The following is a 13,082-nucleotide window of genomic DNA, read 5'->3' as shown; positions in this document are numbered from 1 at the left end:
AGGGCGATGACCGCTGACTTCTCCCTCGACGTGCGCCTGGACCGCGCCCTGGCCGGCCTGCGCGGGCTGACTGTCGGGGACGCCCTGGGCTCCCAGTACTTCGTGCCGGTGAACTACCCGCTCCTCAAACGCCGCGAGGTGCCGGACGGACCGTGGCAGTGGACGGACGACACGGAGATGGCCTGCTCCGTCGTCGCGGTGCTGGCCGCCCACCACCGCATCGACCAGGACGCCCTCGCCCGGTCCTTCGCGGAGCACCATGACGCCGACCGGGGCTACGGCCCTGCGGTCGGCCGCTTGCTGGGTCGCGTCCGGGAGGGCGGTGACTGGCGCGAACTAGCCGCCGCGCTGTTCAACGGGCAGGGGTCCTGGGGCAACGGCGCCGCCATGCGCATCGCTCCGCTGGGTGCCTGGTACGCGGGCGACCCGGAGCAGGCGACCCACCAGGCGGAGATCTCCGCCTACACCACCCACCAGCACCGTGAGGCCGTCGTCGGGGCGATGGCCGTCGCCGCTGCTGCCGCCTTCGCCGCGGCACCGGACGGACCGCCGGGTCCCGAGGCCCTGCTCGACGGGGTCATCGACCTGGTGCCGAAGAGCGCCGTGGGTGCGGGGCTGCGCCGGGCCCGGGACATGCTCGACTACGGGGACGCGGCCACGGTCGCGGCGGTACTGGGATGCGGGCGGCGGAAGACCGCCCATGACACCGTGCCCTTCGCCCTCTGGTCGGCCGCACGCTGCCTCGGCGATTTCGAGCAGGGATTCTGGACGACCGCCCGGGCCGGTGGCGACATCGACACCACGTGCGCCATCGTCGGCGGCGTGATCGCGGCCGGGAAGGCCGGGGCGCCTCCTGCCGAGTGGGTGGCACGAACCGAAGCGCTTCCTGGCTGGGTGCCTGCGACCGCTTAGTCCGCCTCCTCAGGGCCTTACGCGTGTACGCCGGGAACTTTGCGTACGCGCCGAGAACCCTGCGCACGAACCGGAAACTCTGCGTGCGCACCGGGAACTCTGCGTGATCGACCGTGCGTTGTCATGACATCGGCTGAGTGGGCCTTCGGGGTCCGCGGGCCGATTGTGGAGCACGGTGTCGCACGCGAAAGCAGGGGGTGGTCATGCAGGTGCTGTTGCTCTTTCTGCGCTCTTGCAGGGCGGCCGTCGCGCTGGCTGTGCGCTGCGCTACGGTGGCCGGGACCCGCCGGGTGCCCGTGCCGCGCGTCTTCGGATACGGAGGTGGCCGTCCGCCCCTGGAGGCGGACCGGCCCGGCAGCCGCCGCCAGGCCTCTGTGAGACCCGCCGGCGAGCCGCTGAAGCCGGTCCGCAACGGGTTCCGCTCAGCCGATGCCCGGTCCCGCCGAGCCGGACAGCGCCTCCAAGTCGCTCTTGCGCACCCGGATCACCACCGCCGCGGTGATCAGGGCGAGGACGGCCATCGAGGCCGCCGGTATGAAGGCCGCGGAGATGCCCTGGGCCAGTACCTCGTGACCCCATGGGGCGGGCAGTTGGTGAGTCGTCGCGAACTCCGCCTTCTGCTCCGCCGACCCCTCGGCCATGAAGTGCGGAAGCTGCTCCTCGGCCTCGTTCCTGGTCGCCGTGCCGAAGACGGTCGTGAGGATCGACAGTCCCAGCGAACCGCCCACCTGCTGCATGGTGTTGAGCAGTCCGGAGGCGGCGCCGGCCTCGTGCTGTGCGACGCCGGACACCGCGGTGAGCGTCAGCGTCACGAAGTTCAGGCCCATGCCGAAGCCGAACACCAGCATCGGACCGAGCACCCCGCTGACGTACGAGCTGTCCGAGCTGATCAGTGCCTGCCAGGCGAGGCCGATCGTGGCGAGCGCCGTGCCCGCGAGCATGAACGGCTTGGGGCCGAGCACCGGCAGGAAGCGCTGCGACAGCCCTGCGCCGAGCGCGATCACGACCGTCACCGGAAGGAAGGCGAGGCCCGCCTGGATCGGGGTGTATCCGAGCACGTTCTGCACGAACAGCACGATGTAGAAGAACATGCCGAACATCGCCGCGGCCAGGCTCAGCATGATCACGTAGGTGCCCGAGCGGTTGCGGTCGGCGAACATCCGCAGCGGAGTGATCGGCTCCTTGGCCCGGGATTCGATGATCACGAAGGCCGCCAGCAGCACCACGGCGGCAGCGAAGGACCCGATGGTGAGGCTGTCGCGCCACCCCTCGTCCGCGGCTCGGATGAAGCCGTAGACCAGGGACGCCATACCGGCGGTCGACGTCACCGCACCCGCGATGTCGAACCGGCCGGTGTGTCGCTCGCTCTCATTGATGTAGAGCGGTGTCAGTACGGCGATCAGCACACCGATCGGCACATTGACGAAGAGGACCCAGCGCCAGTCGAGCCACTCGGTGAGCATGCCGCCCGCGAGCAGGCCGATGGCCCCGCCGCCCGCGGAGACCGCGGCGAAGACACCGAAGGCCCGGTTGCGCTCAGGACCCTCGGGGAACGTGGTGGTGATGAGGGCCAGCGAGGTGGGCGACGCGATCGCACCTCCCACACCCTGCAGGACACGTGCAGCCAGCAGCTGCCAGGGTTCCTGGGCGAGTCCGCCGAGCAGCGAGGCCAGGGTGAACAGCAGGATGCCGGTCATGAAGACCCGGCGCCGGCCCAGGATGTCACCGGCGCGGCCGCCCAGGAGCAGCAGACCGCCGAAGGTGAGCGTGTAGGAGCTGACGACCCAGGTGAGGTCGGTGGTGCTGAATTGGAGCGCATCTTGAATGTGCGGGAGCGCGATGTTCACAATCGTCGCGTCGAGTACCACCATGAGTTGGCAGGCCGCGATGACCGTGAGTGCGATGCCGGGGCGTCCTTCCCGGCGGGCCGCGCCCGGCTTCTGCTTATGGAGCAATGGAGAGGTTGTCACTATGGGTCCCCCACGAGTGCCTTAGTGAACGCTCGCGTTCACTGTCGCGTCAACCGTAGTGAGTCCCCGACAGTGAACGCAAGCGTTCACTCGCGGCGTCGTCGTTCGGCATGTCCCCCGTTGTGGCCGCACGGCGCGTTGTCCCCCATCCCCGAAGTCCCCGTTTCCCTTGTTCGTTGGAGAGACAGATGGTCACCCCCAGCTGGGCGGACGCTCCCGCTCAGACGACCGCCCGCCGGCGCGGTGCCGTACTGGAACGCGCGATCCTCGACGCCGCTCTGGAGCAGCTCAGTACGGTCGGCTGGAACGGCCTGACGATGGAGGGCGTCGCGGTCGGCGCCCAGACCGGCAAGGCCGCGGTCTACCGTCGCTGGCCCTCCAAGGAGGACCTGGTCGCCGACGCCCTGCGCGCCGGGTTGCCCCAGTTCGACGAGACGCCGGACGAGGGGGGTGTGCGTGAGGACCTCCTCGCGCTGTGCCTGCGGGCCCGCGACGCGATGTTCTCCCGGCCCGGTTTCGCGCTGCGCTCGGTGATTCACGAATGCGACACGGCTCAGGCGGAACGCTTCCATGCTGTGATCTTCGACGGGGTCGTGGAGCCCACCCTGAAGATGCTGCGTGCGGTCATCGACAGAGGGATCGAGCGAGGGGAAGTGCGCCCCGAGGCTGCCAACGGCTACGTTTTCGACGCCATTCCGGCGATGATGATGTACCGCTCCAAGATGTGCGGCTGCGAATGGCAGGATCGTGAAGTCGAGGAGATGATCGACCAGTTGATGGTTCCGCTCCTGCGTCCGGCCGACGGCTGAGGCGTTGCCGCCGGGGCTGCGGCCGGACGGAGGCCGACCGGGGTGTCGCCGGGGGAGCGGAGCGGCGTAATGTAGGTGCGCCATGCCGTACGAACCACCTACCCACACCGTCGAGCGCTCCCTTCGAGCCACGACCGGAGCGAAGATCATTGCGGGTGTCGACGAGGTGGGGCGCGGCGCGTGGGCCGGTCCCGTCACCGTCTGCGCGGCGATCACCGGACTGCGCCGCCCACCCGAGGGCCTCACGGACTCGAAGCTGCTCACCATCAAGCGGCGCACCCTGCTCGCCGAGGAACTGCGCACCTGGGTGACCTCGTTCGCCCTGGGGCACGCAACCCCCGAGGAGATAGACGCTCTCGGCATGACTGCCGCGCTGCGCCTCGCGGCGGGGCGTGCTCTGGACGCCCTGCCCATCCGTCCCGATGCGGTCATTCTCGACGGCAAGCACGACTACCTCGGTGCGCCGTGGCGGGTCCGCACGGTGATCAAGGGTGACCAGTCGTGCGTGGCGGTCGCGGCGGCCTCGGTGATCGCCAAGGTCCAGCGCGACAAAATGATGGCCGAACTGGGTATCGACCATGCAGACTTCGGTTTTGCGGACAACGCCGGGTATCCCTCACCCGTGCACAAGGCCGCACTGGCGGAGCGGGGTCCCACTCCCCACCACCGGTTGTCCTGGGCGTATCTTGATGCGCTGCCCCAGTGGCGGCACCTCAAGAAGGCCCGCAGCTGGGCGGACGGAAGCGTTCCGGAGATCGAGGGTCAGCTCGGCTTCGACTTCTGACCGATTCGTTCGTGCGCATGCACCACCCGCTGACGCGGGTCGTACCAGTGTTTGATAAAAATCAACTCATGCCTCTCATTCCCGAGGAGCCTCAGATTCACGAGAGTGCCCAGGGTCCCCGCGCCACTCCGGCCAGCGGCCGCATCGCGCCGACCCCCCGCCCCGTACCCGGCCCCCGTCCCGCGGCGCCGCCGCGTCCCGGTCGTCCAGGGCCTCTCCGGCCCGCGCCGCCGGCGCAGCGCGCACCGCGTGATGTGGCCGCCAAGCCCGCTCCGGCGGGCCCCGTCCCCAGCCCGGCGACTTCCGCCGGACCGCAGATCCAGCTGATCCCCGCTTCCGTCGAAGGCGCGCTCGACGCTGCCGAGGAAGCCGTGGACCTGCTGCTGGACTCCGGTCGAGCCCCCGGCGAGGTCCTCGTGATCACGACCGGTGAGCAGCATCCGTGGGCCGCTCACGAGCTGTCGTTCGGTGACGCCTCCTACTGGGCCCAGCACGATGCCGGTGACGACGTCTTCTACACGGACGCGACCATCGCGAACCGTGCCGCGTCCCGCCCGGTCGTCGTGGTCGCCGTCAACGGCGGCGACGAGCCCGCGGCGGTCAGTGCGCTGTCGCTGGCGCACTCCCGGGCCAAGACCCTGCTGATCGTCTGCGGCGACCCGCAGCGGATCAACTCCGTGCTCGGCGCGGGCGTCTGACCCCTAGCAGGGCATTCGTTCCGGCCGGCGTCGGGACAGGGCCGCTGTGTCGGCACCGCAGCGGCTTCGCAGGGTGGCCGGTTCGGTGTGCTCGCGGATTGACAGGCAGTTCGGTGGGGCGTCCATCAGGGGCCGCCCCAGGCGCTCGGTCTGTCTTCTGGGCGCGACCGCCGACGGGTCCGGGAAGCCGTGCGTGCGAGACGAGGTGGCCCCGGTCGGATCCGGGGCGGCCCGTCGGACGTTCAGCGCGCGGCTGCCGCACGCCGCAGGATCTCGGAGGCGGCCCCACCGGCACGTGGTGCAGGCGGCGGCGCCTCGGACGTCGCGAAGGGCTCGGGTTCCGAACCCGAGTGCGGGCGGCGCCCGCCACGCCCCTCGCCGAGAACCTGCCAACCGTCACGGGTCAGCGTGATGTAGGCACCGCAGCGCAGCCCATGCAGCGTGCAGGCGTCGCGCAGCCCCCACATCCAGGCGCCGTCCTCCGCCGTCCAACGGGCGTCGCCCTCACGGCAGTAGAGCAGCACCGCAGTGCGCACCGGCGTGCGGCGGCGCAGGTCGTGCGGGATGATCCGGCGCAGTTGGGCGAGCAGCACGTTGCGGAACATCCAGCCGTCGGCGGGTGCGGGGCGGCGGACGAACGAGGCGCTGGCGCGCAGGCGTTCGTCCGGATCGAGCACGGCGAGGACCGCGGTCGCCGGCTGGGGATGATGCCGGGCGTGCAGTCCGCTGACGACCTCGCGCGGGTTGCGCAGCAGAGGGATCCCGGCGGCGGCCCATTCCGCGGGCTCGAGCAAGCGGTTGGCGGCGGCGGGCGTCGGCGCCGCTGCCGGAGCGAATCCGAAGGTCACGGTCCTCCCTTCGGCTACGCGCCCACACTGCGGGCGGGGTCGGATTCCTGGGAGCGCGCACCGCGGCGAAGCCCTGCCGGAGCGGCGGACGAGCCGTGCGGGGAGCGGACCTCAATTGTCCCTGTCGAACTTGAATGCGGCAACGAGCAATTGAGGCAGCAGACCGTTATCTGATGATGCGCGGTGAATATCCCCGCCGCGTGTGGCACCGGGCCACCCATGGGGCGTTCGAGCCCGATACGTTCGTACGCCACGGGAGTGGCCGGCGTCCAGGGGTGTGCGCGTCCTGCGGCGCGAGACTGTGTGAGACGACGCGAGACGGCGCTTGTGCCGTGCGGCCGAAGGATGTCCGGGAAGCCCCCCGGGCCGCGCCGGTCACGGGCCGAAACCGTCCGGCGCGGCACCACCGCCTCGTCATCCCTGCACTGCCAGGACCAGGGGATACACCCCCTGCGCGCCGGCGCGTCGGAGCAGACGGGCCGCGACCGCGAGGGTCCAGCCGGTCTCCGTGTAGTCGTCGACCAGGAGGACCGGGCCCGGGGTGTCGGCCAGGGCTGACGCAAGGGCGGGCGGCACGGTGAGAGCGCCGTCGAGTGCCTTCAGACGCTGAGCACTGTTGCTGCGGGAGACCGGCTGGGTGTCGCCCGTGTGCTCGACGGCGCCCAGCAGCGGCAGACGTCCGATCTCCGCGATGCGCGCTCCCAGCGAACGGATCAGCTCGGGTCGCGTGCGGGAGGCCACCGTGACGACGCCGACCGGCCGGGGCTGCGCGTCCGGCACGCCCGGAGCCCAGCCGCCGGGGCCCTTGGCCCAGTCGGCCAGCACGCCGACCACGGCCTTCGCCACGTCGTCCGGCACAGGACCGTCAGGCGCCTGGGGCGCCAACATGGGACGCAACCGGTTGCCCCATCCGATGTCCGACAGACGGCCCAGCGCCCGCCCCGCCCCGGCTTGCTCACCGGCCGGGATGCGTCCCTTGAGATCCACTCCGATCGCCGGAAGCCCGGTGGGCCACATCTTGCGGGGTTCCACCTCCACACCCGCCCGGCCCAGGTCCACACGCGCCGCGTCGAGGGCCTCATCGGACATGTCCGCCGTGAAGCGCGGTCCCGCACAGTTGTCACATCGCCCGCACGGCTTGGCCCCCTCGTCGTCCAACTGGCGCTGCAGGAACTCCATCCGGCACTCCGTCGTGGACGCGTACTCGCGCATGGCCTGCTGCTCGGCCTCGCGCTGGCGCGCCACCCACGCGTAGCGCTCCGCGTCGTAGGTCCACGGCTGTCCGGTCGCGGTCCAGCCGCCCTTCACGCGCTTGACGGCTCCGTCCACGTCGAGGACCTTGAGCATGGTCTCCAGACGGGAGCGGCGCAGCTCCACCAGGGGTTCGAGCGCGGGCAACGACAGGGGCCTCTCCGCCTGCGCGAGGAGGTCGAGCGTACGGCGCACCAGCTCCTCCGACGGGAACGCGAGCGACGCGAAGTACTTCCAGATCGCCTCGTCCTCCTTGCCCGGCAGCAGGAGCACCTCCGCGTGCTCCACGCCGCGACCGGCACGTCCGACCTGCTGGTAATAGGCGATGGGGGACGAGGGCGAGCCGAGGTGCACCACGAAACCCAGGTCGGGCTTGTCGAAGCCCATACCGAGGGCGGAGGTGGCGACCAGCGCCTTCACCTTGTTGGCGAGCAGGTCCTCCTCGGCCTGCTGGCGATCGGCGTTCTCCGTCTTGCCCGTGTAGGAGGCCACGGTGTGTCCGCGCTGGCGGAGGAAGGCAGTGACCTCCTCGGCCGCGGCCACGGTGAGCGTGTAGATGATGCCGGAACCGGGCAGTTCGTCGAGATGCTCGGCGAGCCAGCCCATCCGATGAGCCGCGTCGGGCAGCCGCAGCACATGGAGGCTCAGGCTGTCCCGGTCCAGCGGCCCCCGGAGCACGAGGGCGTCCGAGGAGCCTCCCGTGCCGAGCTGCTCCGCCACATCGGCGGTCACGCGGGCGTTGGCCGTGGCGGTGGTCGCCAGCACCGGCACACCGGCCGGGAGGTCGGCGAGCATCGTGCGCAGCCGGCGGTAGTCCGGCCGGAAGTCGTGCCCCCAGTCGGAGATGCAGTGCGCCTCGTCCACCACGAGCAAGCCGGTGGCCGCGGCGAGCCGGGGCAGCACCTGGTCCCGGAAGTCCGGGTTGTTCAGCCGCTCGGGACTCACGAGCAGGACGTCCACCTCGCCCGCTGCGATCTCGTCCTGAACGACGTCCCACTCCTCGGTGTTGGCGGAGTTGATCGTCCGGGCATGGATGCCGGCCCGGGCCGCGGCCTCGACCTGGTTGCGCATGAGGGCGAGCAGGGGGGACACGATGACGGTCGGGCCGCTGCCCTGCGCCCGAAGCAGCGAGGTCGCCACGAAGTACACGGCGGACTTGCCCCAGCCGGTGCGCTGGACGACGAGGGCGCGGCGTCTGTCGGCGACCAGCGCCTCGATCGCCCGCCACTGGTCCTCACGCAGCCGGGCCTTGCCGGAGGGGTCGCCGACGAGACGGGCGAGGACCGTGTCGGCCGCCGCCCGGAGTTCCGCGTTGCTCGTGTGCTCCATGCGTCCCATACAACAGGACCACACTGACAGCGCGAGCCGGTGGCGGGGACGACGGGCGTGCGCGTCCGGTCCGTGCCGGGTCTCACATGTCAGGGCGCGCACGCCCGACCCTCTCACGGGCGAGGGGACAGCCGGCGTCGGGCTGGCGTGTCCCTGATCAGACTTATCCACAGGCTCAAGCGAAGGATCGCATTCCGCGAGATCGTCTCCGCATGACGAACCACAGCGAAGCGACTGGATCCTCCGATAACGGCGATATCACCGAAGGGACCCAGCACGTGGGGCACGGCGGACACACGAGCGGCGTACCGGAGCGGCGGCGGGGAGACGGACCGGGCATGCCCGCAGCGGACACCACCTACGACGGGCCCGGCGAGCACCAGGTCACCCTGCGCACCCCGGCCGAACTCGCCGACGCCCTGCCCTACCTCCTCGGCTACCGCCCCGAGGACAGCATCGTGCTGGTCGCGCTGCACGACAGGGACGGACGCGGACGGTTCGGCGGCCGGGCCCGGCTCGGGATCCCGGAGAGCGCGGACGACTGGCCGTCCGCGGCACGGCAACTCGCCCACGGCCTGGTCAGGGGCAGCGAGCGTCGGGGAAACCGCCCCGAGTCGATGGTCGCCTTCCTCTGCCAGGAGCCGGCCAGGGGCGAGACCGGACGGCAGGTCATGGAGCGGCTGCGGCCTCTGGCGCAGAGGCTGCGGACCGAGTGCGGCTCCCTCGACGCCGTGGTGGTCGAGGCACTGTGCATCTCGGACGGACGCTACTGGTCCTACTGCTGTGACAACGCGGACTGCTGCTCGCCCGAGGGAGCCTCCATGGGCCTGCCCGGCACTTCCGTGCTGGCTGCCGCCGCCACCTACGCCGGCATTCAGGTACGCGGCACCCTGCGCGAGCTGCGGGCCCGACTGCTGCCCTGGGAGAACGCGGCCGCCCTGGAGCAGGAGGCCGCACTCGACCGGGCCAGCATGGAGTTGGTCCCGCGCATCCTGGACGAAGCGGGCAGGACCGCAGTGGCCGAGGAGACGCTGGCACTGGCAGCCGCCACCCTCGACCGCTTCGCCACGTCAGAGCCGGTGTCCGGGACGTTGCTGGCGGACCTCCGTGACGACGAACTGCTGGGATGCGACGAGGCCGCGAAACTGGTCCTGGGCCTGCAGGACCGCTCGACCCGCGACCGTGCGGCCGAGTGGATGGAGGGCGACGAAGCCGGTTGCGCCCTGCGCCTGTGGCGGACACTCGCCCGCCGATGCGTGGGGCCCTACGGCGAGCACGCCGCCGCGCCCCTCACCCTCGCCGGGTGGGTCGCCTGGTCGGCCGGCGATGAACTGGAAGCCCGGGAAGCCCTCGCCATGGCTCTGGGCGCGGACCCCGACTACCTCTTCGCCCGCCTGCTGCACCAGGCCTGCAACGAAGGCCTGGACCCCCAGTCCATCCGCCGCTGCCTGCGATCGGAGCGCACCGGTCGTACGCCAGCCGCGGCCACCGGCACGTCCCCGCAGCCGAGCGATCAGGGCCAGACGGGTGATCGGGGCCAGACAGGTGATCAGAGCCAGACTCGTGATCAGCGCCAGGACGTGGGAGACCAACGCCGCGAGGACGGCCGCGTCCAGGTCGGCAGCCAGAGGTCACTCGGAGCAGACACAGCCACGGACGAGTCGTCGACAACCCAGCGGCCCGTACGACGCCGTCGGCGGGCACGTCCCGCTCGCGACACCACTCCCGGCCGCGCCCTCCCGGACAGTCGTGGCCAGGACACCCGACGTCCCGGCCGCACACCGGCTGGTACGGCGGGGCCCGGGCCCGGTCGGCGCCCGACTGTGGCGGATGCCGGCCGATCCCTCGGCGCGAGCGCAGGCCCCCGTCTCGAGGACGAGGAATGAGCACCCACCCGGGCCAACCCGACAGACAGCCACAGGCCGGGACTGCGCAAGGCATGTGTCGAGGCTGCGGGAGTCACAGGTCGGGACCACGAGCGTGACTCCAGGGCAGCACGCACCGTTCACCTGAGTGGCGGAACACCTGGACGGGATGCGACGCCGCTCCGCCCCTGCTCCGTCGGAGCCCTCAGGCGCCGGCGTGGAACGCGATCCAGGCACACAAAGCGCAGAGGAAGCCTTTCGATGTCACAGCGGACTCCGCACTCCTCCGCCCCTGACGACTTCTCCCCAGCCGGGTCCCCCTCCCGTCAGAACCCCATCACACCAGGCCCTTCTGCTTCGGGAGGTCCGGAAGGTCCGGGGGGTTCGGGAAGCCCGGGGGGTTCGGGAGGTCCGGGAAGCCACCCGCCACCGCCGACCAGCCCGTTGACCCGGACGAGACGCCCAACCCCCATGGGTGCTGCCGCGATACGCCCTGCCGTCAGCACCCCACCCCGGCGCGGAGTCGTGGCAGGACCGGGTCACCCTGACGAGTTGCCCCCTGCCCACTCGGTCATGATCTGCGTGGCCCTGCCCGGGCTGGCCATCTCGACGGAGGGAGGGCAGTTGACCGGACGCGGTCTGGAGGGCTTCTACCGCGCCGGTCGCCGGGTGCTCTCGCGCTGCGAGGTCCGTGTGGCCGGGCAGGAGCCTCTCCCCGTACAGGCCCGGCTGGCCGCGGCCGACCGTGCCCGGTTCGTCGGCACGCTGCGCACGACCGCGCAGACCGGCCCCGACCCGGACGTGTTCGTCGAGCGCACCCGCTTCGCGGACGGCACGGAGCGGATCACCCTGCACAGTGCGTCGAGTCGGCCGCTGCCGGTACCGGTCGAAGTGACGCTGGGCACGGACCTCGCCGACCTGCGGGCCATCGCCTCGGGCGAGGCGGGACCGGAACTGCCCGCCAGCGTTCACGGTTCCGGTCTGCGCTGGTCCTGCGCGGCAGGCAACGCCACCGTGACCGCCGAACCACCGCCCGCGGACGCCCTTGCCTCGACGGGGTTGCTGCGGTGGGAACTCGTGCTGCCCGCGGGCGGCAGCACGAGTGTGGAGCTGCGGGTGCGGCCGGACGGAGCGGGGCCGCTGCGCACCGCGGGTCGTGCGGCGACGAGCCCCCTCGCCGCCGCACGCGCAGAGGGCGACGATCCCAGAGCAGCCACTCTCCTCCGGACGAGCATCGAGGACCTGCAAGCGCTGCTGCTGCGAGACGCCGCACACCCTGCCGACCTTCACCTCGCCGCCGGAGTCCCCTGGCGGTGCGGCCCCGCTCCCGCCGACGCGCTCGTGGCGGCCCGGATGGCGCTTCCGCTCGGGACCGGCCTGGCCGGGGGCACGCTGCGCGCCCTCGCCCGCACGCAACTCGCCGGCCCGGGATCGCAGGCGGGGATGATCCCGGGACTACGACGGGACGCCGGCCCGCACCTCCCGCCGCACTGCACGGGGACGGAGGCCACGCTGCTCTTCCCCGTGCTGCTCGCCGAAGCGCGCCGCTGGGGACTCCCCGAGCAGGAGACGGGGGAGTTGCTGCCCACAGCCGAGCGCTGTCTGAACTGGCTGCGGAGATCCGCAGGCGACGCCGTGTATCTGCGCGACCCGTACCCGGGCGGACTCGTCCGCTGCGAGACACAGGCGCATGCCCACCGAGCAGCGCTGCTCGGCGCCGACCTCCTCGATGCCTGCGGACGGACGGGCGCGGAGGAACTGCGGCAGTGGGCACAAGCCCTGCGAACCGCCTTCCGGCGGGACTTCTGGATCGACGATCGAGCGGGCGGCCGGCCTGCCGCGGCCCGCACCCCTGACGGCAGACCCGTGCCCTGTCTGGGCGCCTCCACCGTCCACCTCCTCGACACCGGGTTGCTGGGGCGCGGCGAGCCGGCCCCCGGCCTGCTCGACAAGGTGCAGACGGAGAACCTTGCCCGGTTGCTGGGAAGCCCCGCCATGGACTCCGGCTGGGGCCTGCGCGGGCTGGGGGTCAAGGAGCCCGGCTACAACCCGTTCGGCCACCGCGCCGGTGCCGTACGCGTCCAGGAGACAGCACTCGCAGTGGCGGGATTGGCCGCCGCGGCGTACGAGAAGGAGGCGGACGCGCTGCTGCACGGCGTCCTCGCTGCCGCGGAAACCTTCGCCTACCGCCTGCCCGAGATGTACGCGGGGGAGCAGCGCATGCAGGGCAGCACGCCTCTGCCGCACCCGGCGGCCTGCCGCCCCGCGGCCATCCCGGCGGCGGCAGGGGTCCTGCTGCTGACCACACTGGCCGGTATCCGCCCGGACGCCCCGGCCGGCACCGTGACCCTCCGGCCGATGCGCAGCGCGCCCCTGGGCGAGATCGGCTTCACGGGACTGCGGGTGGCCGGAGCACCTTTCTCCGTGCGGGTCAGCCGACTCGGTCTCGCCATGGTCGAGGAGGCGGCCGACGGACTGCAACTGGGGGTGTGACCAGCCAAGACCCGTCACCGGCAGGCACCTGTCACCGGACGGCGCAACCCGTACGGCCCGGAAGTGGATCAGTGGCCGGGGGAACCGGCGAAGGGAGTGTTTATCGTCAGGCAGACGACTATG

9 protein-coding genes are annotated in these 13,082 nt (G+C 71.7%); 6 read left to right on the top strand and 3 right to left on the bottom strand.

Annotation, left to right across the window (positions count from 1 at the left end; translation table 11 throughout):
- Positions 1-6 precede the first annotated feature (6 nt).
- Positions 7-912 carry an ADP-ribosylglycohydrolase family protein gene (locus ACH4C6_RS19760; RefSeq protein WP_398109869.1) on the top strand — a complete coding sequence of 302 codons (906 nt, stop codon included), beginning with the start codon at positions 7-9 and terminating at the stop codon, positions 910-912.
- 422 nt (positions 913-1,334) lie between these two features.
- Here the strand turns inward: ACH4C6_RS19760 and ACH4C6_RS19755 are convergent, their stop codons facing one another.
- Positions 1,335-2,882, bottom strand: coding sequence for an MFS transporter (locus tag ACH4C6_RS19755; RefSeq protein ID WP_398109868.1), 1,548 nt, complete (start codon positions 2,880-2,882; stop codon positions 1,335-1,337).
- A 188-nt stretch (positions 2,883-3,070) separates the two neighbouring features.
- On the opposite strand from ACH4C6_RS19755, the gene ACH4C6_RS19750 reads away from it, so the two are divergent.
- The 3 genes from ACH4C6_RS19750 (at position 3,071) to ACH4C6_RS19740 (ending at position 5,173) form a co-directional block, all read left to right on the top strand.
- On the top strand, positions 3,071-3,691 hold the full coding sequence (locus ACH4C6_RS19750) for a TetR/AcrR family transcriptional regulator (RefSeq protein WP_398109867.1): 621 nt from the start codon (positions 3,071-3,073) through the stop codon (positions 3,689-3,691).
- A gap of 82 nt (positions 3,692-3,773) precedes the next feature.
- A complete protein-coding gene (locus ACH4C6_RS19745) occupies positions 3,774-4,475 on the top strand; it encodes a ribonuclease HII (protein ID WP_398109866.1) in 702 nt (233 codons plus the stop codon).
- A gap of 68 nt (positions 4,476-4,543) precedes the next feature.
- Entirely contained in the window at positions 4,544-5,173 is a 630-nt protein-coding gene (locus tag ACH4C6_RS19740) for a hypothetical protein (protein WP_398109865.1), read from the top strand.
- 242 nt (positions 5,174-5,415) lie between these two features.
- On the opposite strand, the gene ACH4C6_RS19735 is transcribed toward ACH4C6_RS19740, so the two are convergent.
- Positions 5,416-6,021, bottom strand: a complete 606-nt coding sequence (locus ACH4C6_RS19735; protein ID WP_398109864.1) for a hypothetical protein — start codon at positions 6,019-6,021, stop codon at positions 5,416-5,418.
- Positions 6,022-6,435: 414 nt separating this feature from the next.
- Positions 6,436-8,601 (bottom strand): RecQ family ATP-dependent DNA helicase, encoded by a 2,166-nt coding sequence (locus ACH4C6_RS19730; protein ID WP_398109863.1) that lies wholly within the window; start codon positions 8,599-8,601, stop codon positions 6,436-6,438.
- A gap of 212 nt (positions 8,602-8,813) precedes the next feature.
- On the opposite strand from ACH4C6_RS19730, the gene ACH4C6_RS19725 reads away from it, so the two are divergent.
- Together ACH4C6_RS19725 and ACH4C6_RS19720 are read left to right on the top strand one after the other, a co-directional pair.
- Positions 8,814-10,487, top strand: coding sequence for a DUF4192 domain-containing protein (locus ACH4C6_RS19725; RefSeq protein ID WP_398109862.1), 1,674 nt, complete (start codon positions 8,814-8,816; stop codon positions 10,485-10,487).
- Positions 10,488-11,039: 552 nt separating this feature from the next.
- Positions 11,040-12,959, top strand: coding sequence for a glycogen debranching N-terminal domain-containing protein (locus tag ACH4C6_RS19720; protein WP_398109938.1), 1,920 nt, complete (start codon positions 11,040-11,042; stop codon positions 12,957-12,959).
- Positions 12,960-13,082: the final 123 nt, after the last annotated feature.

The organism is Streptomyces sp. NPDC017943, from assembly GCF_044328425.1.
Taxonomy (GTDB): Bacteria; Actinomycetota; Actinomycetes; order Streptomycetales; family Streptomycetaceae; genus Streptomyces; species Streptomyces djakartensis_A.
Note: the sequence above shows the minus strand (reverse complement) of the source record. Positions and strands in the feature narration are given on the sequence as shown.

Bases quoted from the DNA above. Each gene is read 5' to 3' on its own strand.
- ACH4C6_RS19760 (WP_398109869.1), top strand. From the start codon at position 7: ATGACCGCTGACTTCTCCCTCGACGTGCGCCTGGACCGCGCCCTGGCC.
- ACH4C6_RS19750 (WP_398109867.1), top strand. From the start codon at position 3,071: ATGGTCACCCCCAGCTGGGCGGACGCTCCCGCTCAGACGACCGCCCGC.
- ACH4C6_RS19745 (WP_398109866.1), top strand. From the start codon at position 3,774: ATGCCGTACGAACCACCTACCCACACCGTCGAGCGCTCCCTTCGAGCC.
- ACH4C6_RS19740 (WP_398109865.1), top strand. From the start codon at position 4,544: ATGCCTCTCATTCCCGAGGAGCCTCAGATTCACGAGAGTGCCCAGGGT.
- ACH4C6_RS19730 (WP_398109863.1), bottom strand. From the start codon at position 8,601: ATGGAGCACACGAGCAACGCGGAACTCCGGGCGGCGGCCGACACGGTC.
- ACH4C6_RS19725 (WP_398109862.1), top strand. From the start codon at position 8,814: ATGACGAACCACAGCGAAGCGACTGGATCCTCCGATAACGGCGATATC.
- ACH4C6_RS19720 (WP_398109938.1), top strand. From the start codon at position 11,040: ATGATCTGCGTGGCCCTGCCCGGGCTGGCCATCTCGACGGAGGGAGGG.